Source organism: Streptomyces sp. NPDC021096, from assembly GCF_040641275.1.
Classification (GTDB): domain Bacteria; phylum Actinomycetota; class Actinomycetes; order Streptomycetales; family Streptomycetaceae; genus Streptomyces.
Genome location: NZ_JBFADG010000001.1, coordinates 340,214 through 366,801 on the forward strand (window position 1 = coordinate 340,214; position 26,588 = coordinate 366,801).

27 protein-coding genes are annotated in these 26,588 nt (G+C 71.7%); 13 read left to right on the forward strand and 14 right to left on the reverse strand.

Features of this window, described 5'->3' with window-relative positions; translation table 11 throughout:
- The first annotated feature begins 14 nt into the window (after nucleotides 1–14).
- Genes AB0G59_RS01595 through AB0G59_RS01605 form a run of 3 tightly spaced genes read left to right on the forward strand, consistent with a single transcriptional unit; the run spans nucleotide 15 to nucleotide 3,344 of the window.
- Nucleotides 15–992: a sugar ABC transporter permease gene (locus AB0G59_RS01595; RefSeq protein WP_360906842.1), complete on the forward strand. Its 978-nt coding sequence runs from the start codon at nucleotides 15–17 to the stop codon at nucleotides 990–992.
- Nucleotides 989–1,819, forward strand: coding sequence for a carbohydrate ABC transporter permease (locus AB0G59_RS01600; RefSeq protein ID WP_360906844.1), 831 nt, complete (start codon nucleotides 989–991; stop codon nucleotides 1,817–1,819). The genes AB0G59_RS01595 and AB0G59_RS01600 overlap by 4 nt, the downstream gene beginning before the upstream one ends.
- A gap of 10 nt (nucleotides 1,820–1,829) precedes the next feature.
- Nucleotides 1,830–3,344: a glycoside hydrolase family 3 N-terminal domain-containing protein gene (locus AB0G59_RS01605; RefSeq protein WP_360906846.1), complete on the forward strand. Its 1,515-nt coding sequence runs from the start codon at nucleotides 1,830–1,832 to the stop codon at nucleotides 3,342–3,344.
- A gap of 83 nt (nucleotides 3,345–3,427) precedes the next feature.
- On the opposite strand, the gene nagB is transcribed toward AB0G59_RS01605, so the two are convergent.
- Nucleotides 3,428–4,213: a glucosamine-6-phosphate deaminase gene (nagB, locus tag AB0G59_RS01610; RefSeq protein ID WP_360906848.1), complete on the reverse strand. Its 786-nt coding sequence runs from the start codon at nucleotides 4,211–4,213 to the stop codon at nucleotides 3,428–3,430.
- 167 nt (nucleotides 4,214–4,380) lie between these two features.
- Between nagB and AB0G59_RS01615 the strand changes: the two genes are divergently transcribed.
- The 4 genes from AB0G59_RS01615 to AB0G59_RS01630 all read left to right on the forward strand — a co-directional run bounded on the left by AB0G59_RS01615 (nucleotide 4,381) and on the right by AB0G59_RS01630 (nucleotide 8,038).
- Nucleotides 4,381–5,430: an SIS domain-containing protein gene (locus tag AB0G59_RS01615; protein WP_360906850.1), complete on the forward strand. Its 1,050-nt coding sequence runs from the start codon at nucleotides 4,381–4,383 to the stop codon at nucleotides 5,428–5,430.
- Nucleotides 5,431–5,481: 51 nt separating this feature from the next.
- Nucleotides 5,482–6,084 carry a TetR/AcrR family transcriptional regulator gene (locus tag AB0G59_RS01620; RefSeq protein ID WP_360906852.1) on the forward strand — a complete coding sequence of 201 codons (603 nt, stop codon included), beginning with the start codon at nucleotides 5,482–5,484 and terminating at the stop codon, nucleotides 6,082–6,084.
- Nucleotides 6,085–6,401: 317 nt separating this feature from the next.
- On the forward strand, nucleotides 6,402–7,082 hold the full coding sequence (locus AB0G59_RS01625) for a helix-turn-helix transcriptional regulator (protein ID WP_360906854.1): 681 nt from the start codon (nucleotides 6,402–6,404) through the stop codon (nucleotides 7,080–7,082).
- Between the two features lie 29 nt (nucleotides 7,083–7,111).
- Nucleotides 7,112–8,038 carry a LysR family transcriptional regulator gene (locus AB0G59_RS01630; RefSeq protein ID WP_360906856.1) on the forward strand — a complete coding sequence of 309 codons (927 nt, stop codon included), beginning with the start codon at nucleotides 7,112–7,114 and terminating at the stop codon, nucleotides 8,036–8,038.
- Between the two features lie 70 nt (nucleotides 8,039–8,108).
- On the opposite strand, the gene AB0G59_RS01635 is transcribed toward AB0G59_RS01630, so the two are convergent.
- The 3 genes from AB0G59_RS01635 to AB0G59_RS01645 all read right to left on the reverse strand — a co-directional run bounded on the left by AB0G59_RS01635 (nucleotide 8,109) and on the right by AB0G59_RS01645 (nucleotide 11,230).
- A complete protein-coding gene (locus tag AB0G59_RS01635) occupies nucleotides 8,109–9,116 on the reverse strand; it encodes a TauD/TfdA family dioxygenase (RefSeq protein ID WP_360906858.1) in 1,008 nt (335 codons plus the stop codon).
- Between the two features lie 173 nt (nucleotides 9,117–9,289).
- Nucleotides 9,290–9,703 (reverse strand): cupin domain-containing protein, encoded by a 414-nt coding sequence (locus AB0G59_RS01640; RefSeq protein WP_360906861.1) that lies wholly within the window; start codon nucleotides 9,701–9,703, stop codon nucleotides 9,290–9,292.
- A gap of 57 nt (nucleotides 9,704–9,760) precedes the next feature.
- Entirely contained in the window at nucleotides 9,761–11,230 is a 1,470-nt protein-coding gene (locus tag AB0G59_RS01645) for an MFS transporter (RefSeq protein ID WP_360906863.1), read from the reverse strand.
- A gap of 64 nt (nucleotides 11,231–11,294) precedes the next feature.
- Here AB0G59_RS01645 and AB0G59_RS01650 point away from each other — a divergent pair, with 64 nt between their 5' ends.
- Nucleotides 11,295–12,098: a winged helix-turn-helix domain-containing protein gene (locus AB0G59_RS01650; RefSeq protein ID WP_360906865.1), complete on the forward strand. Its 804-nt coding sequence runs from the start codon at nucleotides 11,295–11,297 to the stop codon at nucleotides 12,096–12,098.
- Between the two features lie 57 nt (nucleotides 12,099–12,155).
- Here the strand turns inward: AB0G59_RS01650 and leuD are convergent, their stop codons facing one another.
- Genes leuD through AB0G59_RS01670 form a run of 4 tightly spaced genes read right to left on the reverse strand, consistent with a single transcriptional unit; the run spans nucleotide 12,156 to nucleotide 16,019 of the window.
- Nucleotides 12,156–12,743 (reverse strand): 3-isopropylmalate dehydratase small subunit, encoded by a 588-nt coding sequence (gene leuD, locus AB0G59_RS01655; RefSeq protein WP_360906867.1) that lies wholly within the window; start codon nucleotides 12,741–12,743, stop codon nucleotides 12,156–12,158.
- Between the two features lie 13 nt (nucleotides 12,744–12,756).
- Nucleotides 12,757–14,157, reverse strand: a complete 1,401-nt coding sequence (gene leuC / locus AB0G59_RS01660) for a 3-isopropylmalate dehydratase large subunit (protein WP_360906869.1) — start codon at nucleotides 14,155–14,157, stop codon at nucleotides 12,757–12,759.
- A gap of 53 nt (nucleotides 14,158–14,210) precedes the next feature.
- Nucleotides 14,211–15,395, reverse strand: coding sequence for a pyridoxal phosphate-dependent aminotransferase (locus tag AB0G59_RS01665; RefSeq protein ID WP_360906871.1), 1,185 nt, complete (start codon nucleotides 15,393–15,395; stop codon nucleotides 14,211–14,213).
- A 39-nt stretch (nucleotides 15,396–15,434) separates the two neighbouring features.
- Nucleotides 15,435–16,019: an isochorismatase family cysteine hydrolase gene (locus tag AB0G59_RS01670; RefSeq protein WP_143170188.1), complete on the reverse strand. Its 585-nt coding sequence runs from the start codon at nucleotides 16,017–16,019 to the stop codon at nucleotides 15,435–15,437.
- Nucleotides 16,020–16,269: 250 nt separating this feature from the next.
- On the opposite strand from AB0G59_RS01670, the gene AB0G59_RS01675 reads away from it, so the two are divergent.
- The 4 genes from AB0G59_RS01675 (at nucleotide 16,270) to AB0G59_RS01690 (ending at nucleotide 21,789) form a co-directional block, all read left to right on the forward strand.
- On the forward strand, nucleotides 16,270–18,207 hold the full coding sequence (locus tag AB0G59_RS01675) for an FAD/NAD(P)-binding protein (RefSeq protein WP_360906873.1): 1,938 nt from the start codon (nucleotides 16,270–16,272) through the stop codon (nucleotides 18,205–18,207).
- An 80-nt stretch (nucleotides 18,208–18,287) separates the two neighbouring features.
- Nucleotides 18,288–19,472: a pyruvate carboxyltransferase gene (locus tag AB0G59_RS01680; RefSeq protein ID WP_071962383.1), complete on the forward strand. Its 1,185-nt coding sequence runs from the start codon at nucleotides 18,288–18,290 to the stop codon at nucleotides 19,470–19,472.
- A gap of 20 nt (nucleotides 19,473–19,492) precedes the next feature.
- Nucleotides 19,493–20,113: a response regulator transcription factor gene (locus AB0G59_RS01685; protein ID WP_360906875.1), complete on the forward strand. Its 621-nt coding sequence runs from the start codon at nucleotides 19,493–19,495 to the stop codon at nucleotides 20,111–20,113.
- Nucleotides 20,114–20,319: 206 nt separating this feature from the next.
- Entirely contained in the window at nucleotides 20,320–21,789 is a 1,470-nt protein-coding gene (locus AB0G59_RS01690) for a PAS domain-containing sensor histidine kinase (protein WP_071962424.1), read from the forward strand.
- Between the two features lie 147 nt (nucleotides 21,790–21,936).
- On the opposite strand, the gene AB0G59_RS01695 is transcribed toward AB0G59_RS01690, so the two are convergent.
- A complete protein-coding gene (locus AB0G59_RS01695) occupies nucleotides 21,937–22,194 on the reverse strand; it encodes a WhiB family transcriptional regulator (RefSeq protein WP_004937597.1) in 258 nt (85 codons plus the stop codon).
- Nucleotides 22,195–22,516: 322 nt separating this feature from the next.
- Complete coding sequence (locus AB0G59_RS01700) at nucleotides 22,517–23,485, reverse strand: diacylglycerol kinase family protein (RefSeq protein WP_360906878.1); 969 nt, start codon at nucleotides 23,483–23,485, stop codon at nucleotides 22,517–22,519.
- 114 nt (nucleotides 23,486–23,599) lie between these two features.
- Between AB0G59_RS01700 and AB0G59_RS01705 the strand changes: the two genes are divergently transcribed.
- Nucleotides 23,600–24,088, forward strand: coding sequence for a hypothetical protein (locus AB0G59_RS01705; protein ID WP_360906880.1), 489 nt, complete (start codon nucleotides 23,600–23,602; stop codon nucleotides 24,086–24,088).
- A gap of 12 nt (nucleotides 24,089–24,100) precedes the next feature.
- On the opposite strand, the gene AB0G59_RS01710 is transcribed toward AB0G59_RS01705, so the two are convergent.
- The 4 genes from AB0G59_RS01710 to AB0G59_RS01725 form a co-directional block, all read right to left on the reverse strand.
- Nucleotides 24,101–25,051 carry an RNA polymerase sigma factor SigF gene (locus tag AB0G59_RS01710; protein WP_071962379.1) on the reverse strand — a complete coding sequence of 317 codons (951 nt, stop codon included), beginning with the start codon at nucleotides 25,049–25,051 and terminating at the stop codon, nucleotides 24,101–24,103.
- A 16-nt stretch (nucleotides 25,052–25,067) separates the two neighbouring features.
- On the reverse strand, nucleotides 25,068–25,484 hold the full coding sequence (locus AB0G59_RS01715; RefSeq protein WP_071962378.1) for an anti-sigma regulatory factor: 417 nt from the start codon (nucleotides 25,482–25,484) through the stop codon (nucleotides 25,068–25,070).
- 197 nt (nucleotides 25,485–25,681) lie between these two features.
- A complete protein-coding gene (locus AB0G59_RS01720) occupies nucleotides 25,682–26,227 on the reverse strand; it encodes a GNAT family N-acetyltransferase (protein ID WP_360906882.1) in 546 nt (181 codons plus the stop codon).
- Between the two features lie 55 nt (nucleotides 26,228–26,282).
- Nucleotides 26,283–26,543: a UBP-type zinc finger domain-containing protein gene (locus tag AB0G59_RS01725; protein WP_071962376.1), complete on the reverse strand. Its 261-nt coding sequence runs from the start codon at nucleotides 26,541–26,543 to the stop codon at nucleotides 26,283–26,285.
- Between the last annotated feature and the right edge of the window lie 45 nt (nucleotides 26,544–26,588).

The following is a 26,588-nucleotide window of genomic DNA, read 5'->3' on the forward strand; positions in this document are numbered from 1 at the left end:
GAAGGCGGACGACGATGTCAGCGCAGATCGAAGAGGCGGCGGTGGACACCGCCCCCCGGACCGGCAAGGGCGGCGGCCCGCCGCCCCGCCCCCGCACGGGCCGGGCCGCGCGGAGCGCCCCGTACCTGCTGATCCTCCCCGCCGTCGCCCTCACCGTGCTGCTGCTCGGCTGGACGATGCTCAAGAACGGCCTGCTGTCGCTGCAGAACCTCAATAAGCGTCAGCTCATCCGGCACGTCACCGAGTGGACCGGCTTCGACAACTACGCCGACACGCTCGGCAGCTCCGAATTCTGGGCCGTCACCGGCCGCTCGGTCGTCTTCACCGCCGCCAACGTCGTCCTGATCATGGCGCTCGGCTGTCTGACCGGGCTGCTGCTCGCACGGCTGGGCACCAAGCTGCGGCTGCTGCTCCTGCTCGGCCTCGTCCTCGCCTGGGCCATGCCCGTCGTCGCCGCGACCACCGTCTTCCAGTGGCTCTTCGACCAGCGCTTCGGCGTCGTCAACCACGTGCTGGACCAGCTCGGCTGGCACGCGATGCACGGCTACAACTGGACCGGCAGCCAGCTGTCCACCTTCTCCGTGATCACCGTGCTGATCGTCTGGCAGTCGGTCCCCTTCGTGGCGATCAACCTCTACGCGGCCACGACCACGATCCCCAAGGAGCTGTACGAGGCGGCTTCCCTGGACGGCGCCGGCAGCCTCAAGCAGTTCACCTCGGTGACCTTCCCCTTCCTCAAGCCGTTCTTCCTCGCCACGACCTTCCTCGAGGTCATCTGGGTCTTCAAGTCCTTCACCCAGGTCTTCGCGATCAACGAGGGCGGCCCCGACCGGCTCACCGAGACCCTGCCCGTCTACGCCTTCCAGGAGGGCATGGGCGGCCAGCACTTCGGGATGGGGGCCGCGATCTCCATCCTCACCATCGTGATCCTGCTGGCCCTGACCGCGTACTACCTGCGCCTGGTTCTCAAGCAAGAGGAGGACGAGCTGTGAGGCGTTCGCTGCTCGGTCGCGTCTGGCCGGGGGCGACGGCGGTCGTCCTCTTCACCGTCTTCGCGTTCCCCGTCTACTGGATGTTCGCCACGGCCTTCAAGGCCAACAAGGACATCGTCAGCGACACCCCCGTCTGGTTCCCCACCAGCCCCACCTTCGAGCACTTCACCAAGGCCGTCGACGCGGACGGCTTCTGGACCCTCGTGGGCAACTCCCTCACCGTCACCCTCATGGCGGTCGGGCTGTCGCTGGTCATCGCGCTGCTCGCGTCGTTCGCCGTGGCCCGGATGCGCTTCAAGGGCCGCAAGAGCTTCATCCTCGTCATGATGATGGCCCAGATGGCCCCCTGGGAGGTCATGGTCATCGCGTACTACATGATCGTGCGCGACGCGGACATGCTCAACAGCCTGGTGCCGCTCGCCGCCATCTACACCGTCATGGTGCTGCCCTTCACCGTCCTGACGCTGCGCGGCTACGTCGCCGCCGTGCCCAAGGAGCTGGAGGAGTCCGCGATGGTCGACGGGTGCACCCGCACCCAGGCCTTCGTCCGGGTGATCTTCCCGCTGCTCGCCCCCGGCCTGATGGCCACCTCGCTCTTCGGCTTCATCACCGTCTGGAACGAGTTCCCGATGGTGCTGATCCTCAGCAAGGACCCCGCGGCCCAGACCCTCCCGCTGTGGCTCACCGGCTTCCGCACCACCTTCGGCGACGACTGGGGCGCCACCATGGCCGCCTCCTCGCTCTTCGCCGTGCCGATCCTCGTCCTCTTCGTCATCCTCCAGCGCAAGGCGGTCGGCGGTCTCACGTCCGGCGCAGTGAAGGGCTAGTACCCACCCCATGGACACGCTCACCCGGGACGCCCTCACCGTCCTCCAGCCCGGCTTCACCGGCACCACCGCCCCCGGCTGGCTGCTGCGCCGGCTCGGCGAGGGCCTGCACTCCGTCGGCCTCTTCGGCCGCAACATCGCCTCGCCCGAGCAGCTCGCGGCCCTGACCGCACAGCTGCGCGCCGAGTGCGAGGACGTGCTGGTCGCCATCGACGAGGAGGGCGGCGACGTCACCCGCCTGGAGGTCCGTACGGGCTCCTCCTTCCCCGGCAACCTCGCCCTCGGCGCCGTCGACGACACCGCGCTGACCCGTGCCGTCGCCCGCGAGCTCGGCCGCCGCCTCGCCGCGTGCGGCGTCAACCTCAACTGGGCGCCGTCCGCCGACGTCAACTCCGACCCGGACAACCCGGTCATCGGCGTACGGTCCTTCGGCGCCGACCCGCACCTCGTCGCCCGGCACACCGCCGCCTACGTCGAGGGCCTGCAGGCCGCCGGGGTCGCCGCCTGCACCAAGCACTTCCCCGGCCACGGCGACACGGCCGTCGACTCCCACCACGACCTGCCGCGCATCGACGCGGACCTCACCACGCTCTACGCCCGCGAACTCGTGCCCTTCCGGGCGGCCGTGGCCGCCGGCACCAAGGCCGTGATGAGCGCCCACATCCTGCTGCCCGCCCTCGACGCCGCCCTGCCCGCCACCCTCAGCCCGGCGGCCCTGCACGGCCTGCTGCGCGGGCCGGTCACCGAGGGCGGCCTCGGCTTCGACGGGCTCATCGTCACCGACGGCATGGAGATGCGGGCCATCGCCGGGACGTACGGCATCGAACGCGGCAGCGTCATGGCCATCACCGCGGGCGCCGACGCCATCTGCGTCGGCGGCGGCCTGGCCGACGAGGAGACCGTGCTGCGGCTGCGCGACGCGCTGGTCGCGGCCGTGCGCGGTGGGGAGCTGGCGGAGGAACGGCTCGCCGACGCGGCCGCCCGGGTGCGCGCCCTGGCGCGCTGGACCGCGGGCGCGGGCGCGGGTGCGGGTGCGGGTGCGGGTGCGGCACAGGAGGGGACCGCGCCCGCACCCGCGCCCGAGGTGGGTCTGACCGCGGCCCGGCGCGCCCTGCGGGTGACCGCCGCCGCGGGGTACGTGCCGGTGGACGGGCCCGTGTACGTGGCCGCGTTCACGCCGCTGGCGAACATCGCGGTGGGGGACGAGACGCCGTGGGGGGTGGGGGCGGAGCTGGCCCGGCTGGTGCCGGGTACGGAGACCGGCACGTACGGCGCCGCTGAGGCCGACGTCGAGCAGGTGCTCCGGGCCGCGGCCGGCCGCCGGATCGTCGCGGTCGTCCGCGACGTGCACCGGCACCCGTGGATGGCCCGGATGCTGGGCACGCTGCTGGCCGCCCGTCCGGAGACCGTCGTGGTCGAGATGGGGCTGAACCAGGCCCCGCCGTCGGGGGCGTTGCACATCGCCACGCATGGGGCGGCGCGGGTGTGCGGCTTGGCTGCGGCGGAGGTCATCGCGGGGGCGTAGCCCTGTTGTCCTCAAACGCCGGACGGGCTGGATTTTCCAGCCCGTCCGGCGTTTGAGGACCGGGGTCCGGGGCGGAGCCCCGGTTACAGCCCCTGCCAGGCCGGCTTCGCCGCGTACGTGGCGCGGAAGTAGTCCGCCAGCTTCAGCTTCGAGGCCGCGGCCTCGTCGACGACCACCGTCGCGTGCGGGTGCAGCTGAAGGGCGGAGGCGGGCACGAACGCCGAGACCGGGCCCTCCACGCTCGCCGCCACCGCATCGGCCTTGCCCTCGCCCGTGGCCAGCAGCACCAGGTGGCGGGCCTCCAGGATCGTGCCGATGCCCTGCGTGATGACGTGGTGCGGCACCTGGTCGATGTCGCCGTCGAAGAAGCGCGCGTTGTCGACGCGGGTCTGCTCGGTCAGCGTCTTGATGCGGGTGCGCGAGGCGAGCGAGGAGCACGGCTCGTTGAAGCCGATGTGCCCGTCGGTGCCGATGCCCAGCAGCTGGAGGTCCACCCCGCCGGCCGCGGGCAGCGCGCGGTCGTACGCCTCGCAGGCGGCCTGGACGTCCTCGGCGGTGCCGTCGGGGCCCATGAAGGAGGCCTCGGTCAGGCCCAGCGGCTCGACGACCTCGCGCAGCACCACCGAGCGGTAGGACTCGGGGTGGTCGGCGGGCAGGCCGACGTACTCGTCGAGCTGGCAGATGCGGGCGCGCGAGGCGTCCACGGCGCCCGCGCGGACCTTGGCCGTCAGCGCCTGGTAGACGGGCAGTGGGGTGGAGCCGGTGGCCACGCCGAGCAGGGCGTCGGGCTTGCGGTTCAGCAGGGCGGCAATGGCGTCCGCAATCAGTTCGCCGCCTGCCTTGGCGTCCGGAACGATGACAATTTCCACGACTGGGCCTGCCGATCTAAAAGACTGAAACTCGGTGGTATAGACCAATCTAGCAGAGGGCCGAAGCCCGCCCGGGCGGGCTTTCCGGCCGGCTCCGGCTGGCGGCCCCGGTGCCCGCCGTGGTCGACTGGCAGTCGGCGGAGCGGGCGTCACCGGGAGGTGCCAGCATGTCGGGAGAGCGGCCGGGACTGATCATGTCCGGCGAGATGTCCGAGCAGCCCGCCGTGCTCCGCCGCATCCTCGACGAGGGCGCGCCCCGCATCCGCGAGACCGCCCGGCGGATCGCCGCCCGGGCGCCGCGCTTCGTGCTGCTCACCGCGCGCGGCACCTCCGACAACGCGGCCCTGTACGCCAAGTACCTCCTCGAGGTGCGGCTGGGGATGCCCTGCGGGCTGACCTCCATGTCGACGACGACGGCGTACGACGCGCGGCCCGACCTGACCGACGTCCTGGTGGTCACCGTCAGCCAGTCCGGCGGCTCCCCGGACCTGGTGGCCTCCACGCGGGCCGCCCGCGAGGCCGGCGCGGTCACCCTGGCGGTCACCAACAACCCCGGCTCCCCGCTGGCCGCCGTCTCGGAGTACCACCTCGACATCCTGGCCGGCCCGGAGAGGGCGCTGCCGGCGACCAAGACGTACACCGCCTCGCTCCTGACCCTCTACCTCTTCGTCGAGGGTCTGCGGGGCGGCGACGGCTCGGCCGCCCGGGACCTGCCGGAGCTGGCCCGGCGGGTGCTGGCCCGCGGCGAGGAGGTCAGGCAGCTCGCGAGCCGCTACCGCTTCGCCGAGCGCATGGTCCTCACCTCGCGCGGCTACGGCTATCCCACGGCCAAGGAGGCGGCGCTGAAGCTGATGGAGACGAGCTACATCCCCGCTCTCTCCTACTCCGGCGCCGACCTGCTGCACGGGCCGCTGGCCATGGTCGACAACATCTCGCCCGTCATCGCCATCGTCACCGAGGGCAGGGGCGGCGAGGCCCTCCAGCCGGTGCTGGAGCGGCTGCGCGGCCGGGGCGCCGACCTCTTCGTCGTCGGCAGCGAGGCCGAGGTGGCGAAGGCGTCCGCGGGATTCGCCCTGCCGACCGCCGGGGTGGCCGAGGAGCTGCAGCCGGTGCTGGAGATCCTGCCGCTGCAGATGCTGGCCTACGAGATCACCATCGCACGGGGGCAGGACCCGGACGCGCCGAGGGCGCTCGCCAAGGTCACGGAGACGCGATAGCGCCCCGGAAATCCCTGGCGCTTTTTCTAGTGATCGCTATAAAATTCGGGCATGGCGACCAAGCAGCGCGGGCGGCCGCGCTCCTTCGACCGGGAGTCGGCGCTCGAACAGGCCCTGCTGGCCTTCTGGGCCCATGGCTACGAATCCACGTCCATCGCCGACCTCACCCGGGTCATGGGAATCGGCGCACCCAGCCTCTACGCCGCCTTCGGCGACAAGGCGGCGCTCTTCCACGAGGCCCTCGCCCTCTACCGCCACCGCTACGGCGCCTGGGCGGAGCGCGCCGTCGGCGAGGAGCCGACCGCGCGCGCGGCCATGGAGCGGCTGCTGCGCGAGGCGGCGGCCGAGCTGACGACGGAGGGCCGGCCGCGCGGCTGTCTGGTCATCTCCGCGGGGGACCACGGCACCACCGCCTCCGCCGAGGCGGAGCGGGCGCTGCGCGAGCGGCGGCGCGAGGTCGCCGAGGGCCTGGAGATGAGAATCCGCCAGGGCGAGGAGGCCGGCGAGCTGCCCGCCGGTCAGGCGCCGACGCTGGCCCGCTTCGTCCAGGCCGTCTTCCAGGGCATGTCCCAGCAGGCGCGTGACGGGGCGAGCCGCACGGAGCTGGAGGCGGTGGCCGCGGCAGCGATGCGGTCCTGGCCCGGTCGGCCCTAGCCGGCGCCCGCCGCGCCGGGGTAACGCGCATTACTACGGCGGCGTGACCAAGCGGATTGAATACTTCGGGTAAAGGCGTCGGCAGTTCTTCCCACCTTGCTGACGAGAGATGTCTGAATGTAAGTTACGCATCAGCTTCTGCGCCAAGTCGACACAGGGGGTTGTCCGACCGCAGCGCGCGCTGCCCATCTGCCTTTTCTTTCCCCCTCCCTGAGCGAGAGTCGCAGGAGAAAGGCGTCATGGAAGCTTTACGCGGGAATCCCGTACGCGCCGGAAAAAGCAGAGCCGCCGACGCCGCCCACGCGGACACTGTCGTTTTGCTCGCCGCTCACGACCCGGACTCCCTGAGTTTCCTCGGCAGTGCTTTGCGCGAGGGGAACCGGCTGTCCGCCGTCCGCACGGTGGACAGCCGGCTGCCGCTGTCGCAATGGCCGTTGGACCGGGTGGACGTGGTCGTCCTCGCCCTCGAGGAGGGGCGGGTTCCCGCCGCCGCCGTACGGACCCTGGCCGCCGCCGGCGTCCCCGCCCTGCTCGTGGGGACGGGCTGGACCCGGCGTCCCCTGGAGGCCGCCTTCGCGGCGGGCGCCGCGGGCTGCCTCGTCCGGGGCGAGGCGGCAGGCGGCCTGGCGGCGGCCGCCCTCGCGGTGGCCTCCGGGCACCGGCTGCTCTCCCCCCAGCTGCTGGACCGCGGGCTGCCCGGGCTCCCCGCGGCCGAGGCGCCCGCCATCCCCGCCCCCCGGGCCGGACCGCGCCCCGCGCACCGCCCGCAGGACCTTCCCCCCACCCTCACCGCCCGGGAGCACGAGGTCTTCGCCCTGCTGGCCGCAGGACTCTCCACCGCCGAGGCCGCGTCCTCCCTCAACGTGTCCCCCAGCACGGTCAAGAGTCATATCTCGCACGTGCTCACCAAGCTCGGCGCACGCAGCCGGCTCGAGGCCGTGCTGTTGATGCAGCAGATGTCGGCGCCCGGTCGGGGCCGTCAATCACTGACCGGCTGAGGCGTGCCGGTCGATGGAACGGAAAATCAATGAAGCTTTCACAGTTGGCAGCGTTCGTGGCCATCGCTGACACCGGAAGTTTTACGAAGGCGGCGGAAAAGCTGGGGGTGACCCAATCCGCGGTCAGTCATGCCATGGCGAGCCTCGAAGCAGAACTCCGGGTGGGAATCATGACGCGTGATCGCGGGGGAGTGGATCTCACCCGGGCCGGGCAGCGCATCATCGACCATGCGCGGTCCGCGCTGCGCAATGTGGAACAGATACGCCTGGATGCACAGTCCACGCCCAGGGTGACCGATCACAGGATCGTCATCGGCACGAGTCAGAGCTTTTCCCTCCAGCTCTTACCCCGACTCATCTCGGAATTCCGTTCGCGTTTCCAGAATTTGGAGATCGTATTGCGGGAGGGGAACGACACCAGCATCGCGGAGATGGTGCAGGAGCGGATGGTGGACGTCGGGATCGTGACGCTGCCCAAAACCCATCTCAGGACGTATCCGCTGTTGCAGGACGAAATGCGGGTGGTCCTGCCCGAACGGCACCGCTGGGCCCCGTCCTCGAGCCTGACCGTCCGCCGGCTCGCCGAGGAGGAGATCCTGCTGCCCGCGGACGGCGTGGAGCCCACGCTCCGGGAGCTGTTCCAGGCGGCCGGCAGCCGGCTCAGGGTCACCCACCGCATCCAGGACCTGCAGGTGCTGCTGAGCATGGTCGCCGCGGGCATCGGCGTCACCGTGCTGCCGTCGCTGGCCCTGCCCGCCGTCCTGCCCGACCTGCGGACCGTTCCCTTCGAGCCCGCCGTCAGGCGGCAGCTCGGCATAGCGGTGCGGGGCACGCCCGAGCAGTCGTCGGCGGTCATGGCCTTCGTCACGACCGCCCAGGCCCTCGCGGGCGGCAGCGACTGGTGCGCGCGGACCGCCGGCGGCGCCGTGGTCCCCGACGGCGTCGCCGCCCGGTGAACGACCGCGGTCCGTATGCCCCGTGGAGTCGGGGCATACGGACCGCGGTGTCACCGGTGGAGGGGTGGGATCAGTCGCCGACCCGGCCCCGGACGCCGTCGATCCAGCGGTCGGCGTGCCGGTCCGCGGCCGCCTGGTCGCGGAAGGCGTAGGTCTTCAGCAGCCAGCGCTGGCGGGCCCGCTCGGGGTCGTTGATCTCCATCTTGTCCCGGCTGTGCAGGCCGTCCTGGTTGGCGAAGGTGAACAGGTCGCCGGGCAGCACGCGGTGCCGCTTCTTCTCGGCCTTGACCAGCGCGTTCTTCAGCGCCAGCAGCGCGTCCTTCGCCTTCTCCGGACCGCCGGGCACCACCGTGGTGCTGGTGTCGAGGTAGCGGAAGCTGTGGTGGTTCTCCAGGATGGCGTGCTCCCCGGAGTCCGTCAGGTCCCCGTTGTTGTCGCGGGAGAGGACGTCGAAGGGCGTGATGAAGTGCGGCTGCCGCAGGATCTCCTGCTCCTCCTCGGAGAGGTGGGCGAGCATGCTGCGGCCGTCGACGAAGCCCGTGTAGATGTAGTCGCCGTCCGGGCAGCGCATGCCGAGCAGCGAGATGAAGTCGGCGCGCACCGGGTGGGCGGTGCGGTCGTTGTGGAAGACCAGCTCGCTGTCGCTGAATCCCGTCTGCTTTCCGCTGTAACGGTTGATCGCGATGACGTCGGTGAAGAAGTCGCCGTTGAAGCGGGTGGCGTAGGAGAGCAGCGGGGTGCCCACGAGCTGTCCGAACAGCTCCAGGAAGACCTCGCCGGTGAAGGTCTTCTTCTTGCGGTGCTTGTCGGCGATCGGGTCGTCCAGGTCGAGGACCGGAATCTCGGTGTCGAGGGGGCAGTTGCGCAGCACATGGGCGTCGGACACCCCGGATTCACGCTCCGCGCGAATGCGCGCGCACACCTCGCGGAAGAAGACCGGGACCTCGCCCCGGTCCACGACGTCCGCCACGGTGCGGGAGAAGGCCGGATAGTCCTCGTACGGGTTCTTTCCGACAGTTTCCAGGACCGCACGAAGCTCGTCGCGCTCTGCGTCTGTCAGTGCGTAAAAGGGTTCCATTGTTCGCTTTCCCCAGAACAGTTCGACTTGTGGTCGCGATCAGTTTCGGCCGGTCCGTGGGGGCTCGGCATCGTCCGATGGAGGAAAGACGGAGGAAAGATGGAGGAAAGACGGGGAAAAAGGGCGGGACACGTGGGTCGGGGGTGTTGCCTGCACGTGCCCCGCCCGGTCTCTCAGCGCAGCGGAGCGGTCGGCGCGTCGCGGAAGCCGAGGACGACGCACCCGGTCTCCGTGCTGACCTGGTGGACGCTGCCGGGCTCCACGACGACGAGGTCACCGGCGGTGTACCGGGCGCCGCTGTCGTCGAGCAGCTCTCCCTGGAGGACGAACATCGCCTCGTAGCCGAGGTGTTCGTGGAGGTCGCCGTGGGCCCCCGGGCTCATCCGGGAGAGGAGGCCGGTCGCGGGCCGGGGGCCCTCGGTGGTGTAGAGCGGCACGAACTCGACGCCGGCCCGGCCGGCCTCGACCCAGGACGACCACTTGAGGGCGTCGAGGCCGGCGGGGCTCAGCAGGTCGCGCAGCACGGTGGCCGGCCGGGACTGCCGGGGGGCGTCGTCGTGCGCGGGAGCGGGAGCAGGGGCGGTCATGGCGGTTCTTCTCCTGGTGGGTGGATGCGGGGAGCGGACGACGGGGACGGACGTCCGCTAGGCGGCGGCGGTCGCGGCGGCAGCGGCGGCGGTCTTGCGCCGGGCGCCGATGGCGAGCACGCCACCGGTCAGGAAGGACGCCGCGGCGAGCGCCGCGGAGAGGTGGAGGCCGTCGGTGAGGTGGTCTGAGGTGGCGACGAGGGTGCCGAACAGGGCGACGCCGACGGCGCTGCCCACCTGGCGGGAGACGTTGAAGACCGCCGAGGCCACGCCCGCCCCGTCCGCCGGGGCCGACTCGATGATGGCGGCCATGGAGGCCAGGGCCGTCATGGTCTGGCCCAGACCGGTGGCGATCAGGGCGAACAGCAGGACCGGGTACGCGGTGTCGGAGCCGGCCAGCAGCCAGCCGAGGAACCCGGCGGCGCCCAGGAAGAGCCCGGCCGTCATCGGGACGTACGGGCCGGTGCGGGCGGCGACCCGGCTGAAGACGGGGGCCGCGATCAGGCCCATGCAGACCGAGGGCAGCAGCGCCAGACCCGTGGTCAGCGCGTCGTACCCGCGCTCCTGCTGGAAGTAGAGGGTCGACAGGAACAGCATGCCGTAGTAGCCCAGGCTGATCAGCAGACCGATCAGGGCGGTGGCCGAGAAGGCGCCGGTACGGAAGAGGGAGAGCCGCAGCAGCGGTGCGCGGCCCTCCGGCCGGACCTTCACCGAGGCCTCCAGGCGGCGTTCGACCGCGACGAACAGGCCCAGCGCCACCACGCCCACGGCGAAGAAGCCCAGGACGAGGGGGGAGCCCCAGCCCGCCGTGCCGGCCTCGTTGATGCCGCCCGCCAGGGCGACCAGGCCCACCACGCCGAGCACCTGGCCCGCGGGGTCCATGCGGTGGGCCGGGGGCTTGCGGGTCGCCGCCGGGAGGTGACGCATCGTCAACACCATGGCGAGCGCGCCCACCGGCAGGTTGAGCCAGAAGACGGCCCGCCAGTCCAGGCCCGCGATCAGCAGGCCGCCCACCACGGGACCGGCGCCGAACGCGATGGAGGCGACGGCACCCCAGATGGCGATCGCCCGGGCGCGCACCGCCCGGTCGGGGTAGGTGGCCTGCAGCAGCGCCAGCGACGCCGGCACGAGGAACGCGGCTCCGGCGCCCTGCGCCAGCCGGCCCGCCACCAGCACGGCCGTCGTGCCCGCGAGCCCGCAGCCGATGGAGGCGAGGGTGAAGACGGCCAGCCCGGCGAGGAACATCCGGCGGTGGCCGAACCGGTCGCCCAGGCCGCCGCCGAGCAGCAGCAGGCCGGCGAAGAGGGTGCTGTAGCCGTCGACGATCCACTGCAGCGCGGACGCTCCGGCGCCCAGCGAGGAACGGATGTCGGGCACCGCCACGGTGACGACCGTGACGTCCAGCATCACCAGGAAGTAGCCGAGGCTCAGCGCGATCAGAGGGGTGAGGGCGAGGGGCGGACGAGCGGGCGCCGGGTCGGGCTCGGCGACGGGCCGCCGGTCGGCCGTGGGGTCGGTGACGGTCATGAACACAGTCTCGGCTCCGGATACTTCGTTCCCCGGCGAAGTGTTGTCGGCGTACGGTGAGGACATGAGCGCCGAGACCACCCCGCAGGGCCCGCGGCACGAGGGACGGACCGCCGGCCGGCTGAACCGCCAGACCGACATCGCCCGTGCCGCCGCCCTGATCGCCGACCCCTCCCGCGCGCGGATCCTCAAGGCCCTGTGCGACGGCCGGGCCCTGCCCGCCGCCGCGCTGGCCACCGAGGCGGGCGTCAGCGCCCCGACGGGCAGCGCCCATCTGGCCAAGCTCGTGGAGGGCGGCCTGATCACCGCGGTCCGCGAGGGTCGGCACCGCTACTACCGGCTGGCCGGCCCGGACATCAGCTCCGCGCTGGAGGCGCTCGCCCTCATCGCCCCGCCGCTGCCGGTGACCTCGCTGCGCGAGAGCAGCGTCGCCAACGCCCTGCACCGCTCCCGCACCTGCTACGACCACCTCGCCGGGCAGCTCGGCGTGGCCCTGATGCGCGCCCTGCTCGAGCGCGACGTGCTCACCGGGCACGACGGCGTCCACCGCGCCGAGCAGGCCGTACGGGACCGGCCCTCCGCCTACGGGCACGACAGCGCCTACCGGCTGACCGACGGCGGCCGCGGCCACCTGGCGGCCTTCGGCGTCGAGGTGGACCGCCTGCCCAAGCGGCGCCCGGCCATCCGCTACTGCGTCGACTGGAGCGAGCACCAGCACCACCTCGCGGGCGCCCTGGGCGCGGCGATCACCGCCAGGCTCTTCGACCTCGGCTGGCTGCGCTACGGCGCGAGCCCGCGCGTGGTGCACCTGACCGCGTCCGGCGCCGAGGGGCTGCGGGAGACCTTCGGGCTGGCCGTGGACGCGTGAACGGCGCGGGGCCCGGACACCTCGACGTGTCCGGGCCCCGCGCCGTTGCTCGTGCGCTCAGCCGGTGGTGGGCAGCGCGGGGCGGCGCCCGCGCTCGTAGGCCGCTATCTCGTCCTCGTACTGCAGGGTGGCGGCGATCAGGTCGTGCCCGGCCAGCAGCCGGGCCCGGACGTCCTCGTCCAGGGAGAACGGCTGCACCACGCCGGCGCAGCGCACCTCGAGCCGCTCGAGGTCCACGACCACGGAAACGGCCGGGTCGGCCTCGATCTCCTGCCACAGCCGCTCGACGACGTCGGCCGGCACGACGATCGTCAGCAGGCCGTTGAGCAGCGAGTTGCCCCGGAAGATGTCGCCGTAGCGCGGGGCGATCACGGCCCGGAAGCCGTAGTCCTGCAGCGCCCAGACCGCGTACTCGCGCGAGGACCCGGTGCCGAAGTCGTTCCCGGCGACCAGCACGGTCGCGCCGCGGTGCGCGGGCCGGTTGAGGACGAACGAGGGGTCGTCGCGCCAGTCGGCGAACAGGGAGTCGGCGTGCCCGGTCCGGCTCGAACTGACGCAGAAGCGGGCCGGGATGATCTGGTCGGTGTCGACGTCGCTGCGGCGCAGCGGCACGGCCGTGCCGGTGTGGACGGTGAACTTCTCCATGGCTTCTACGACCTCACAGATCGGCGGGGGCGGCGAGCCGGCCGGCCACGGCCGTGGCGGCGGCGACGGGCGGCGACACGATGTGGGTGCGCGACCCCTTGCCCTGCCGGCCCTCGAAATTGCGGTTGTTGGTGGAGGCCGCCCGCTGCCCGGGAAGCAGCCGGTCCTCGTTGAGCGCGGCGCACATCGAACAGCCCGCGCCCGCCCGGAAGTCGGCGCCCGCCTCCGCGAAGATCCGGTCCAGGCCCTCCTCGACGGCCTGCCGGCGCACCTGCGCCGAGCCGGGCACGATCATCATGTGGAGGCCGTCGGCGACCCGCCGGCCCCGCAGCACGCCCGCGGCGGCGCGCAGGTCCTCGATCCGGCCGTTGGTGCACGAGCCGAGGAAGACGGTGTCGACGCCCACGTCCTTCATCGGGGTGCCCGGGCGCAGGTCCATGTAGGCCAGGGCGCGCTCGGCCGCGGCCCGCTCGGCCTCGTCGGCGAAGTCGCCGGGGGCCGGCACCCGGCCGTCCAGCGGTACGGCCTGGGCGGGGTTGGTGCCCCAGGAGACGTACGGGCTCAGGGTGCTCGCGTCCAGGGTCACCGTGGTGTCGAAGACCGCGTCCTCGTCGCTGCGCAGGGTCCGCCAGTAGGCCACCTCGGCGTCCCACGCCTCGCCCTGCGGCATCCCGGGCCGCTGCGCGAGGTAGGCGAAGGTCGTCTCGTCGGGTGCGATCATGCCGGCCCGCGAGCCCGCCTCGACCGACATGTTGCACAGGGTCATCCGGGCCTCCATCGACAGGGCGTCGATGGCCTCGCCCCGGTACTCGATGATGTGCCCCTGGCCGCCAGCGGTGCCGATCTGCGCGATCAGGGCGAGGATGAGGTCCTTGGCGGTGACGCCTTCCGGGAGGCGGCCGGGTATCTCGACGAGCATGCTCTTCATCCGCCGCATGCGCAGCGTCTGGGTGGCGAGCACGTGCTCCACCTGGCTGGCGCCGATGCCGAAGGCCAGCGCGCCGAACGCGCCCAGCGTCGTGGTGTGCGAGTCGCAGCACACGATCGTCATGCCGGGCCGGGTCAGGCCGAGCTCGGGGCCGATGACGTGCACGATGCCCTGGCCGGGGTCGCCCAGGCGGTGCAGCGGGATGCCGAACTGCGCGCAGTTCTCCCGCATCAGCTGGGCCTGCCGGCGGCCCGAGGGGTCCGCGATGATCCGGTCGAGGGCGAGGGTTGGGGTGTTGTGGTCCTCGGTGCCCATGGTGAGGCCGGGCCTGCGCACGGTGCGTCCCGCCGCGCGCAGGGCGTCGAACGCCTGGGGGGTGTTCACCTCGTGCAGCAGTTGCAGATCGACGTAGAGCAGGTCCTCCCCACTCCCGCCGTGCCGTACGACATGCGCGTCCCACACCTTCTGCGCCAGTGTCGAACCCATGTGAAGTGCCGCTCCTCGTCTCGGTGGTGCTTGCCGGTGGTGGTGCGCGGGGCTCAGCCGCGCCGGGCCAGGGCGGTGGCCGTGCGCTCCAGGGCCTCCTCGATGACCGCCCGGGAGGTGGCGAAGGAGAGCCGGACGTGCCCCTCGCCGCCGGGCCCGAAGGCGGTGCCCGGGGTCACCGCGACGCCCGCTTCCCGCAGCAGCCATTCGGTGAACGCGGCGGAGTCGGAGAACCCCGTGCCGCGGATGTCGGCGAACGCGTAGAACGCGCCGTCCGGAGCGGTGCAGCGGATGCCCGGCAGGGCGTTGAGCCCGTCGGTGATCAGCGCCCTGCGCTCGGCGTACTCGGCCGCCATCTCCCGCACGGCGTCCTGCGGCCCGGTGAGGGCGGCAAGGCCTCCGCGCTGGACGAACGAGCCGGCGCAACCGACCGTGTGCTGCTGGGCCTTGAGGACGTGGGCGATGACGTCGGAGGGGCCGCTGACCCAGCCGAGCCGCCAGCCGGTCATGGCGTAGCCCTTGGAGAAGCCGTTGACGGTCAGCGTGCGGCCGGCGCAGCCGGGCAGGCTCGCCAGGCTGATGTGGGGCGTGCCGTCGTAGCGGATCTGCTCGTAGATCTCGTCGGCGACGACGAACAGGTCATGTGCGGCCGCGAACGCCGCGACGTCCGCCGCCTCCCGCTCGGAAAGCGCCCGCCCCGTCGGGTTGTTCGGCGTGTTGATCAGGAGGACCTTCGTCCGCGGCGTCACATGCGCCTCGAGGACCTCCCGGGTGATCCGGAAGCCGTCCGCCGCGCTCAGCTCGGCCAGGACAGGGACCGCGCCCACGAGGCGGGCCATCGAGGCGTAGCTGACCCAGCTGGGCGTGGGGATGATGATTTCGTCGCCCGGGTCGAGGAGCGACATCAGGGAAATGAACAGCGCATGTTTCGCGGAGGGCGTGACAATGATGTCGCCGGCCGGGTCGGCGGTGATTCCATTGTCTTTTCCGAGCTTTTCCGCGATGGCCGTCAGAAGCTCGGGTATGCCACGGCTGGGCGTGTAGTGCGTATCGCCGTCCGCCAATGCCGCGGCGGCCTCCCCGACAATGTGCGGATCGGTGTCGAAGTCGGGTTCGCCACCGCCGAGGTCGAGGACCTGCACCCCGCGTGCCCGCAGGTCCCGCACCGTCTCGAAGACGGCGAATGTTGCTGAATTCTGAATTCCGGATACCCGGGTCGCCACGCGGCGGTTCTGCACGGTGCTGCCTTCCTGTGCGTGCTCGGGGGAGGGGCCGCCTCAGCCGGCCAGGGCCTGCCGGACGGTGGTGATCTCGGCCGTACGGGCGAGGACCTTCAGGGCCGCCGCGTGCAGCTCGTCGTCCGCGGTGGCGGTGGCGTCCTCCAGGACCTCGACGTAGTAGTCGCGGTCGTGCCCGTCGCGGGCGGTCGAGAGCACCACCAGATCGGTGGTGACGCCGGTGAGCAGCAGGGTGTTGACGTCGCGCTCCAGCAGCAGCCGGTCCAGCTCGGTGCCGTGGAACGGGCTGAGCCGGTGCTTGGCCACCACGGGCTCGCCGTCCGCCGGCGCCAGCGAGTCGTGCACCTGCGTGGCCCACGTGCCCAGCACGATCCGGCGCTCCTCGCGGGCCTCGCGGAAGACGGGCGACTCCTCGGGCCACTCCGCGAAGTCGGGGGAGAAGCCGACCACGACGTAGATCACCGGGATGTCCTTCGCCCGGGCCAGGGAGATGGCCTCCGCCGCCCGCTCGAGGACCCCGCGCCGCGTCACCTGCTCCAGGTAGCCGTCCTGTGCGTACTTTCCGTCGGGGTGCACGATCTCGTTGATGAGATCCATCACCAGCAGCGCCGGACGTCGTTCCACTCTTTTCTCCAATTACCGGTGGAGGGGCTCGGGACGGGCCACACAGTACCACCGGAATTCCCCCGGAAAACCCTGCCGACTTTTCATGAGCGGGATTCATGGCAAGCATGAACAACGAGGTGTTGAACGGGCTTTGGGGCCGCTCTAGTGTCGGAGACGCAATCGCTTGGGCCAGTCCGTCCTGACTACCTCCACCGCCCCGCCGTGCGAGCACGGATCCCGGGGCCGCGGTGAGAATTCCGAGAGAGATATGGCTTTGACGCACCCTGCCGATGACCGCTTTACCGGAGATTTCTCCGTCCCCGGTGACCCGGGGAGATCCGGCGCGGCCCCGTACCGGATCGCCGTCGTCGGCAGCGGACCGCGCGGCCTGTCCGTGCTCGAACGGCTCGCCGCCCGGCTGTCCGGTGAACACCCCGAACGGCCCGTGGACATCCACCTGATCGACGACGTGCAGGTGGGCTGCGGCCGGGTGTGGCGCTCGGACCAGCCCGCGCACTTCCTCATGAACACCGTGGCGGGCGAGGTCTCCTCGTTCTCCGGCCCGCCGGACGAGGGCCCCGCCCGCCCCGGCGCCGGCCCCTCGCTCGCCCAGTGGTGGAGCACGGTCGACCCCGACTGTCCCGGCGACAACGGCTACGCGCCACGCGCCCTGCATGGCCGCTACATGCTCTTCGTCCTGGACGCCGTGAAGGCCGCGCTGCCCGCCCACGTCCGGCTGCACGAGGTCCACGGCACCGTCGAGGACGTCGAACCGGCCGACGGCGGCTACCGCCTCGCCCTCGCCGACGGCTCCAGCCTCCTCGCCGACCGCGTCGTCCTCGTCACCGGCCACGCCCGCCCCGAACTGAGCGGCCGCCAGAAGGAACTCGCCGACTTCGCGGCGACCCGGCCCGGCCTGCGCTACATCCGGGGGGACTCCGCGGCCGACATGGCACTGGAGCAGATCCCCGCAGGCTCGTCCGTGGGCGTCCTCGGCCTCGGCCTGTCCTTCTACGACGTGATGGCCGCCCTGACCGTCGGCCGGGGCGGCACCTTCGCGGAGGACGGCGCGGGCGGGCTCGTCTACACCCCCAGCGGACGCGAGCCGTTCCTGGTGGCCGGCTCCCGCAGCGGAATGCCGCTGCCCGCCCGCGGCCGCAACCAGAAGCACGCCAACTTCACCTACACCACCCAGCTCATCACCGCCGAGCGGGTACGTCGCGAACGCCCCCACGGCACCCTCGACTTCAAGGCCGACATCCTGCCCTGGCTGCTGGCCGAGGCCCGCCTCGTCTACTACGCCACGGCCCTGCGCCGGCAGCACGGCGCCGCCGCGGCCCGGGCGTTCACCGCCGAGACCGTACGGGCCGCCGAGAGCGCCCTGCCGCCGGTGGCCGAGATCGCCGCCCGCCACGGCGCCGGCGACCTGCCGCCCCTGGACCTCGACGCCCTCGCCCGGCCCTTCGAGGGCCGCTCCTACGCCCACCCCCAGGCGTTCGAGAAGGAACTCCTCCAGGCCATCGACGAGGACCTCGCCCACGCCGAGCAGGGCAACTCCGACTCCCCGCTGAAGGCGGCCCTGGACGTCCTGCGCGACACCCGCGCCCTCCTCCGCTCCTTCGTGGACTTCGCGGGCCTGCACCCGGCCTCGCACCGCGACGACTTCATCGGCTGGTACGCGGCCCGCAGCTCGTTCCTGGCGGCCGGACCGCCCCGCGTCCGACTGCGCCAGGTCGCCGCCCTGATCGAATGCGGACTGCTGCGCATCGCCGGGCCGCACACCCAGTTCACCCACGACGGGGACGGCTTCGTCGTCTCCTCCCCGTACGTGGCCGGATCCGAGGTCGGCGTCAGCACCGTCATCGACGCCCGGATCCCCTCACCCGACCTGCGACGGGACCCGGCACCCCTGACCCGCCGGCTCGTCGAACGGGGCCTGTGGACCGACTACGTCAACGGCGAGGGCCCCGGCGCCTTCCGCACCGGCGGCGTCGCGGTCACCGGCACCCCCTACCACCCGGTGGGCCCCGACGGACAACCCGACACCGGGCTGTACGTCCTGGGGATCCCCACCGAGCACACCCGCTGGTTCATGCAGGGCGGCAGCAGCCGGCCGGGCTTCTGGACCGACTTCGTCCGCGACGCCGACGCCATCGCGGGCCACGCCCTCACCGGGATCGCGGCGCTGCAGCCCTCGCTCGGCTAGCAGCACACGCACCACGAGCAGTTCACGCACCGGACCGTCACCATGCGCCGCATGGTTCGAGGCTAGGAAGTGCAGGAAGAATGCAGAACACAGCTGAGGCCCGCCGGATTTCCGTGTTCGACACGACCCTCCGCGACGGCGAGCAGGCACCCGGCAACGCGATGACCCCCCAGCAGAAGCTGGACATCGCTCTGCGCATAGAAGCCCTCGGCGTCGACTACATCGAGGCCGGCTTCCCGGCCTCCTCGCCCAGCGAGTTCAGGGCCGCTCAGCTCATCTCCAAGAACCTGACGAAGGCGCGCTTCACCACCTTCGCCCGCGCCGTCCGCCAGGACGTCGCCACCGCGGTGGAGGCCGGCGGCACGGCCAACCACCAGGTGCAGGTCGCGGCGACCGGCAGCGACATGCACCTGAAGTACAAGCGCGGCATCTCCCGCGCCGAGGGCGTCGCCGAGGTCGTCGACGCCGTCTCCTACGCCCGCTCCCTGGGCGTGGCGGAGGTCTCCGTCGGGATCGAGGACGCCAGCCGCGGCGAGCACGAGCTGCTGCGCGCCCTCACCGAGGAGTCCATCGAGGCCGGCGCCACCTGCTTCGTCGTCGCCGACACCTCCGGCGCCCTCACCCCCGAGGAGTACGCCGACCTCATCCGCACCTTCCGCGAGTGGGCCCCCGCCCCCATCCGCATCGCCACCCACTGCCACCAGGACTTCGGCCTGTCCCTGGCCAACGCCGTGGCCGGCCTGCAGGCCGGCGCCGACGAGGTGCAGGCCACCCTGGGTGGCATCGGCGAGCGCGCGGGCAACACGCCCCTGGAGGAGGTGGCCGCCCTCCTCGCCTACAAGCGCGACAAGCTCGGCATCTACACCGACATCGACCTCGCCGCCATGTACGAGGCCTACACCCACCTGCGCAAGGTGATCCACCTCGAGGAGCCCCGCAACAAGGCGATCTTCGGCACCTACGCCTTCGGCACGGCGGCCGGCATCCACCAGCAGGGCCTGCTGCGCAACCCCGCCACGTACGAGTACGTCGAGCCTGCCCGGTTCGGCCGTGAGCGCTCCATCCTCGTCGGCCGCCACTCCGGCCGCGCGGTGCTGCGCCACCTCCTGGACCAGATCGGCGTCACCGTCGAGGACGCGCAGCTGCACGAGCTGTACCGCGTGCACATCGCCGAGCGCGTGGGCGGCGACTGCGAGGACCTCGAGGTGCTCAAGCAGCGCCTGATCAAGACGTTCCAGGGCGCGGACCAGCTGGTCGGCGCCTGAGCGGCGGCAGACGGAGGAACGTGGTGACGAGCCCGGGCACCCCGGCCGCCGCCAGGGACGTGGCGGTGGTGGCGGTCGGCCGGCACGAGGACTTCACCGGCGCGGTCGCGGCCCTGACCGACCGGGGCGTGCGGGTCCTCCTCATCGGCTCCGGCTGGACCCGCAGCAGGCTGGAGACGGCCCTGGCCTGCGGGGTGCGCGGCTGCCTGGTGGAGGAGACCGAGGGAGCGCGGCTGTCCGCCGCGGTCCAGGCGGTCGCCGCCGGAAACGTGGTGATCTCGCCGGAGCTGTTCGCGCTGCGGGCCGCTCCGGCCTCCCGGCCGGCCTCCGCCGTGGGCGGCCGGCGCCGGGCGGAGCTGCTGGGCACCCTCTCGGGCCGGGAGCGCACCGTCCTGACGCTGCTGGGGCAGGGGCTCTCCAGCGCCGAGGTGGCCGCCCGGCTGAGCATCACCCCGGGGACGGTCAAGAGCCATGTCTCGCACACCCTGGCCAAGCTCGGGGTGCGTACCCGCATCGAGGCGGTGCTGTTGCTGCGGGACCCGCGGGCCGCGGCGCCGGGACAGGACCCTCAACCTGTCCGGCACCGCAGCCCGGAGCTGCCATCGGCCGGCCCGCGCCACGGAGTGTGCGGTTCTCCGTGACGGTTCCGGCCGATCCCGAGGGCCGCGTCGCCGCTGGGGCGCCGCGGTCCTCGCTCCGCTCTCCTGTGCGGGGAGAGCGGACGTCCGGGTGGGTGGCCCTGTCAGCATTGTGGACTAGACCATTCGCGGCTGTCCATGCCCCGGCACCGGGCGGCGGAAAATCCCCAGGAGCCGCCGCCGCGGGTAGGCTCACAGCCGTGCCCTCCATGAACGACCTCGTACGCCAGCACACCGCACTCGACGACTCCGATCTGGAGTGGCTGCATCTGCTGGTCTCGGAGTGGCAGCTGCTCTCCGACCTCTCCTTCGCCGACCTGGTCCTGTGGGTGCCCACGCTCGACGGCACCCGCTATGTGTCGGTCGCCCAGATGCGGCCCAACACCGGCCCCACCTCCTACCAGGACGACATGGTCGGCCACCTCGTGCCGCGCGGCCGGCGCCCCATGCTCGACGCCGCCCTCGACGAGGGCCGGATCGTGCGCGAGGGCGACCCGGAGTGGCGCGAGGAGGTGCCCGTCCGGGTGGAGTCCATCCCGGTGCGCCGGGAAGGACGGGTTCTGGGGGTCATCGCCCGGAACACGAACCTGCTGACGGTCCGCACGCCCAGCCGGCTGGAGCTCACCTATCTGCAGAGCGCCTCCGACCTCGCGCAGATGATCGCCGTCGGCGCCTTCCCCTTCCCCGGTCAACAAGTCGACATGGACGCCTCGCCGCGCGCCGGCGACGGCCTGATCAGGCTCGACGCCGACGGCGTCGTCCAGTACGCCAGCCCCAACGCGCTCTCCGCCTATCACCGGCTCGGCCTGGCCGCCGACCTCGTGGGGCATCATCTGGGCGAGACCACCGCTCAGTTGGCGCCCTCGCGCACCCCCGTCGACGAGGGGCTGGCCAAGCTCGCGAGCGGCTGGGCGCCGCGCGAGTTCGAGGTCGAGGCGAACGACGGGGTCATTCATCTGAGGGCGATCCCGCTCAAACCCAAGGGCAGCCACATCGGTTCGCTCGTACTCCTGCGCGATGTAACCGAACTGAGACGTCGCGAGCGCGAGTTGATCACCAAGGACGCGACCATCCGGGAGATCCACCACCGGGTGAAGAACAATCTCCAGACCGTCGCCGCCCTGCTGCGGCTCCAGGCCCGCCGCATCGGCTCGCCCGAGGGCCGCGAGGCGCTGGAGGAGGCGGTCCGCCGGGTCGGGTCCATTGCGATCGTCCACGAGACGCTGTCGCAGAACCTCGACGAACGGGTGGAATTCGACGAGATCGCCGACCGGGTGCTCGCCATGGTCGCCGAGATCTCCCCGGGCCGGGTCGCCGCCCGGCGCACGGGACGCTTCGGGATACTCGACGCCGAGGTCGCCACCCCCCTGTCGATGGTGCTGACCGAGCTGCTGCAGAACGCCCTCGAGCACGGCTTCGGGCCGGGGGAGCAGGGAACGGTCGAGGTCACCGCGGTGCGCGGCGGCACCCGCAAGGACGCCCGGCTGCTGATCTCCGTGCAGGACGACGGCCGCGGACTGCCCGAGGGCTTCGACCCGCATCGCGCGGGCAACCTCGGACTGCAGATCGTACGGACCCTGGTCGAGGGGGAGTTGGGCGGAAAGTTCGACATGGTGCCCGCTTCCGGGCAGGGAACGCGCGTGGTGCTCGACATTCCCGTACGGGCGGAGAAGCCGTAACGCCGGCTATCGCCCCCCCCGCACAGCACTGAGCCCCGGACCTCATCGAGGAGGTCCGGGGCTCAAAGCTTCACGGCGCGATGCTCAGCGCATCGCTTGCGCATCGGGGGGTACTGCGCGCTGCGGCTCGGGGGCCGAGGGGCGTCGTCAGGCGGTCGCGTTGCGCGCCCGGTTACGGGCGGCGCGACGCTTCATCGCGCGGCGCTCGTCCTCGCTGAGGCCACCCCAGACGCCGGAGTCCTGGCCGGACTCGAGCGCCCACTGCAGGCACTGCTCCATGACGGGGCAGCGGCGGCAGACGGCCTTGGCTTCCTCGATCTGCAGCAGCGCAGGACCGGTGTTGCCGATGGGGAAGAAGAGCTCGGGGTCTTCCTCGCGGCAAACGGCGTTGTGACGCCAGTCCATGGCTGCTCCATCTCCTCGTGTGACGGCTACGTGGCTTGTGAATGTGAACGCTTTCACGAATCCCCCCGCAAGGGAAGGGCCGACGCCCAGGCAGGGCTGGATGTGGTCCAGAGAATGAAGGAGGGGGTTCGTGGGCTATCCGGGAAGCCTTGATGCCGGGCTGTCCCGATCGCCATGAAGAGACTCGCAAACCTCGGCGACGGATACAACCCCTTCCGGAAAGTTTTTTTTGATTCCTCGGTGTCGACTAGGTCACAGCCGTCATTCCAGGGGGTGGAATCCAGTCTAAACGTTCGAGTGGAAGGACTTTAGGCCCTAGCACTCACACAATCACACGCAGTGCACGGCGTACGCCTGTGAACGTCACGCTCGTCCGCAGTCCGAGGTGGTCGCCGTCCATCTGGAACGGCAGGGGAGCCTGCGAATGCAAGGTGAAGGAGGTCTGGTCATGCAGTGACACAGCGTGTTTGCCCTGCGGACCCCGCTCCGGAGTCGACCTCAGCAGCTGGGTGGCGTAACGGGTCGCCGTCAGCGTCGACAGCTTGGTGAATCCCAGCACGTCAAGGGCGGTGTCGAAGGACGCCTCGGGCGCCGCGTAGACCGGCCGGTTGCCCAGATAGGTCCACGGCGCGGTGTTGCAGATTATCGACATGACGAGATTGTCGAGTGGCTCCTCGCCCGGCCGTTCGAGGGTGATCGAGCCGTTCCGGCGGTTCGTTTCTCCGAAGAACTGGCGCATCGCCTGTCGCACATACAGGGAGTGCGTCGAACGCTTGCCGCTCTCCCGCTGCTGCTCCACCCGGCCGACGACCCCCGCGTCGAAGCCGAATCCCGCGCAGAAGGTGAACCAGCGCTCCGGCACGCCCTCGTCCTCCGTGCCCGGGGTGCCGGCCGCCAGGCCCAGGCCGACCGTGCGCTCGGAGCCGTCGCGCACGGCGTCCAGCAGCGCGCCGGTGGCCTCCACGACGTCGTTGGGCAGGCCCAGGGCGCGGGCGAAGACATTGGTGGAGCCACCGGGCACCACGGCCAGGCGCGGCAGGCCCTCGGGGTCGGGGCCGGCGTGCAGCAGGCCGTTGACCACCTCGTTGACCGTGCCGTCGCCGCCGAGGGCGACCACGAGCTCGATGTTCCCGCTCTCGGCGGCCCGCCGCGCGAGGTCCCGCGCGTGTCCGCGGTACTCCGTCGTGGCGACGTCCAGCTTGAGGTCGCTGGCCAGCGCGTGCGCCAGGACATCGCGAGTACGGGCACTGGTGGTGGTGGCCGAAGGATTGACCACGAGAAGCGCACGCATGCGCGCCAGCCTACCTACCTGTCGGTACACGACCCATCCCAGGCCCGGCCCCCACGGCCCGAACGGCACGGGAGGTACCCCCACCCGACGTTTTCGTACAGATACCCTGCAGGAGTGAGCAGCAAGCAGTCCGCGTCGAACACCGCCCGGAAGGGTGCCCCGCAGGGTGCCCCGAAGCGCGCCGCCTCCGAGCCCACCCCGGAGCCCGCCGGCCCCCGGCCGGCCCGGCTGACGGCCGCCGCCGCGCTCACCGCCCTGGAGGGGCTGGCGCTGGCGGCCTCGGGCGTCTATCTACTGATCATGGGCCTGCTGGGCCGGCCCGACAGCCCGCAGCAGGCGGAGATGGGCGGGCTGACGGTGCTCGCGCTGGCCGCGCTGCCGCTGATCGCGGCGCGCGGGCTGTGGCTGCGCCGCCGCTGGAGCCGCGGCCCCGCCATGATCACGCAGATCATGGCGCTACCGGTGGCCTGGACGTTCTTCAACGGCGGCGGTGCGCTCGTCGCGGCGGCCGTGGCGCTCGCGCTGGTCGCCGTGGCCACCCTGGTACTGCTGGTGAACCCCACGGCGACCGAGGCGCTCGGCATCGGACCGCGCGAGAGCTGACGGGCGGCCCGGCTACTCCTCGATGAGCAGCCGGTCCCGCAGCTGGGCGAGCGTACGGGCCAGCAGCCGGGAGACGTGCATCTGGGAGATGCCCACCTCCTGGGCGATCTGCGACTGGGTCATGTTGCCGAAGAAGCGCAGCAGCAGGATCTTCTTCTCGCGCGGCGGCAGGTCCTCCAGCAGCGGCTTGAGGGACTCGCGGTACTCCACGCCCTCCAGCGCCTCGTCCTCGGCGCCCAGGGTGTCCGCGACCGCCGGGGACTCGTCGTCGGTGTCCGGCACGTCCAGCGAGAGCGTGCTGTACGCGTTGGCCGACTCCAGCCCCTCCAGCACCTCCTCCTCGGAGATGCCCAGGTGCTCGGCGAGCTCGTGCACCGTGGGGGCGCGGCCGTGCCGCTGCGACAGCTCGGCCGTGGCGGTCGTCAGGGCCAGCCGCAGCTCCTGCAGCCGGCGCGGCACCCGCACCGCCCAGCCCTTGTCGCGGAAGTGCCGCTTGATCTCGCCGACGACCGTGGGCGTCGCGTACGTGGAGAACTCCACCCCGCGGTCCGGGTCGAAGCGGTCCACGGACTTGATCAGACCGATGGTGGCGACCTGGGTCAGGTCGTCCAGCGGCTCGCCGCGGTTGCGGAACCGCCGCGCCAGGTGCTCCACCAGCGGCAGGTGCATCCGCACCAGGTGATTGCGCAGCTCGGCGCGTTCCGGTGAACCGTCCGGCAGCTCCCGCAGCTCGATGAACAGGGCCCGGGCGCCGCTGCGGTCGTGCGGATCGGCGTGCTGGTGCCGCCGCTGGTGCCGGTGCTGATCCATGTGGTCCGCCCGCTCTGATGGGTCGCTCGCCTGGTCCGGCTCCGGACCGGACGGGTCCGGAGCCTGGTCCGGATCGAGGTCCTCCGGATGCGGCCGGGCAGGCTGCTGCGGGATGGCCGGGGTGCGCACTCCCCGCGATGACGCAGTACTCACGGAGCCCCCTCTTCCGTCACGGCTGCCCGGGGCCGGCGCCGCGCTTCTTGTGCAGGCTGATGCTGACCGTACGGTCGTCCGCGACGGTGGAGTCGACCTCACCTGCCAGGGCGGAGAGCACCGTCCAGGCGAAGGTGTCGCGCTCGGGGGCGCGGCCGTCCGTGGTGGGTGCCGAGACCGTCACCCGCAGCGCGTCGCCCACGAGGCGGAAGACGCAGCTGAGCACGGAGCCGGGAACGGCCTGTTGCAGCAGGATCGCGCACGCCTCGTCGACGGCGATGCGCAAGTCCTCGATCTCGTCGAGGGTGAAGTCCAAGCGGGCCGCGAGGCCGGCAGTCGCCGTCCGCAGCACCGACAGGTAGGCACCCGCAGCGGGCAGCCGGACTTCCACGAAGTCCTGGGTCGTCCCAGGCTCGCCTGCGATTGGGGACACCCTCACCTCCAAGGTGGCACAAGCTCATTGAGCTGTCGGGAGCGCCGGTCCCGCGGCCTTCGGCTGAAGGTGAGCGGGCCGGTGCGGCACATGGTCCGGCTGAGACGCTATCGCGATCTGCGGTTCCGCGCCGCAGGCCCACGACTGTCACTCATGGTAAGCCCATGAGTACGGACAGTGGCTAGGGTCTTGCGGTCTCAAATCGAAAGAGAAGTCGGCCTGTTGGGATTTTCGTCACTCTGCGCGAGCGCCGCAAGGGCCCGGAGCGGTTCTCCCGACAACCGTCGCACGGTCCACTCGTCCATCGACTCGGCGCCCAGCGCCTTGTAGAACGCGATCGAGGGTGCGTTCCAGTCCAGCACTGACCATTCGAAACGCTCGTAGCCCCGCTCCACGCAGATCCGGGCGAGCTCCGCCAGGAGCGCCTTGCCGTGGCCGCCGCCGCGCGACTGCGGCCGGACGTAGAGGTCTTCGAGGTAGACACCGTGCGTGCCCGTCCACGTCGAGAAGTTGCGGAACCACAGCGCGAAGCCGACGACCTCGGGGCCCGCGACGGCCCCGCCGTCCGCGGCGTCGTCACTCTCCGCTATCAGCGCGAAGACCGCGGGGTGCGGCCCGAACAGCGCGTCGTGCAGCTGTTCCTCACTCGCCCTGGCCTCCTCCAGCGCCCGTTCGTAGTCCGCCAGTTCGCGGATCATCGCGTGGAGGACGGGGACATCGGCGGGCGTCGCGGCTCGGATCATGCGTGCATGCTAGCGGGCGCCTGTGACAGCGCCCGGGCTCCGCGACGGGCCGCGCTCAGACGATGTGCTTGTCCACGTAGCACCAGCGCCAGGTCTGCCCCGGCTCGAAGCTGCGCATCACCGCGTGGCCCGTCTCCTCGAAGTGCCCCGTCGCATGGCGGTACGGCGAGGAGTCGCAACAGCCCACGTGCCCGCACTCCAGGCACATCCGCAGCTGCACCGGGTGGCTGCCCGCCGCCTCGCACTCGGGGCACGTGGCGGCCGACGGCCGTGGTTCGGGGCGCGGCAGCAGGGGAAGATGAGAACACTCGATCATGATTGCCAGGTTAGAGCGCATGCCTGAGGACGGGAGACAGGCGGG

Excerpts from the sequence above, each read along its gene's own strand:
- AB0G59_RS01635 (WP_360906858.1), bottom strand. The coding sequence starts at position 9,116 with ATGGAACCCTTTTACGCACTGACAGACGCAGAGCGCGACGAGCTTCGT.
- AB0G59_RS01675 (WP_360906873.1), top strand. The coding sequence starts at position 16,270 with ATGGCTTTGACGCACCCTGCCGATGACCGCTTTACCGGAGATTTCTCC.
- AB0G59_RS01645 (WP_360906863.1), bottom strand. The coding sequence starts at position 11,230 with ATGACCGTCACCGACCCCACGGCCGACCGGCGGCCCGTCGCCGAGCCC.
- AB0G59_RS01595 (WP_360906842.1), top strand. The coding sequence starts at position 15 with ATGTCAGCGCAGATCGAAGAGGCGGCGGTGGACACCGCCCCCCGGACC.
- leuC (WP_360906869.1), bottom strand. The coding sequence starts at position 14,157 with ATGGGTTCGACACTGGCGCAGAAGGTGTGGGACGCGCATGTCGTACGG.
- AB0G59_RS01725 (WP_071962376.1), bottom strand. The coding sequence starts at position 26,543 with ATGATCGAGTGTTCTCATCTTCCCCTGCTGCCGCGCCCCGAACCACGG.
- AB0G59_RS01620 (WP_360906852.1), top strand. The coding sequence starts at position 5,482 with ATGGCGACCAAGCAGCGCGGGCGGCCGCGCTCCTTCGACCGGGAGTCG.
- AB0G59_RS01720 (WP_360906882.1), bottom strand. The coding sequence starts at position 26,227 with ATGATCCGAGCCGCGACGCCCGCCGATGTCCCCGTCCTCCACGCGATG.
- AB0G59_RS01615 (WP_360906850.1), top strand. The coding sequence starts at position 4,381 with ATGTCGGGAGAGCGGCCGGGACTGATCATGTCCGGCGAGATGTCCGAG.
- AB0G59_RS01640 (WP_360906861.1), bottom strand. The coding sequence starts at position 9,703 with ATGACCGCCCCTGCTCCCGCTCCCGCGCACGACGACGCCCCCCGGCAG.
- AB0G59_RS01650 (WP_360906865.1), top strand. The coding sequence starts at position 11,295 with ATGAGCGCCGAGACCACCCCGCAGGGCCCGCGGCACGAGGGACGGACC.
- AB0G59_RS01695 (WP_004937597.1), bottom strand. The coding sequence starts at position 22,194 with ATGGACTGGCGTCACAACGCCGTTTGCCGCGAGGAAGACCCCGAGCTC.
- AB0G59_RS01700 (WP_360906878.1), bottom strand. The coding sequence starts at position 23,485 with ATGCGTGCGCTTCTCGTGGTCAATCCTTCGGCCACCACCACCAGTGCC.
- AB0G59_RS01680 (WP_071962383.1), top strand. The coding sequence starts at position 18,288 with ATGCAGAACACAGCTGAGGCCCGCCGGATTTCCGTGTTCGACACGACC.
- AB0G59_RS01690 (WP_071962424.1), top strand. The coding sequence starts at position 20,320 with ATGAACGACCTCGTACGCCAGCACACCGCACTCGACGACTCCGATCTG.
- AB0G59_RS01630 (WP_360906856.1), top strand. The coding sequence starts at position 7,112 with ATGAAGCTTTCACAGTTGGCAGCGTTCGTGGCCATCGCTGACACCGGA.
- AB0G59_RS01605 (WP_360906846.1), top strand. The coding sequence starts at position 1,830 with ATGGACACGCTCACCCGGGACGCCCTCACCGTCCTCCAGCCCGGCTTC.
- leuD (WP_360906867.1), bottom strand. The coding sequence starts at position 12,743 with ATGGAGAAGTTCACCGTCCACACCGGCACGGCCGTGCCGCTGCGCCGC.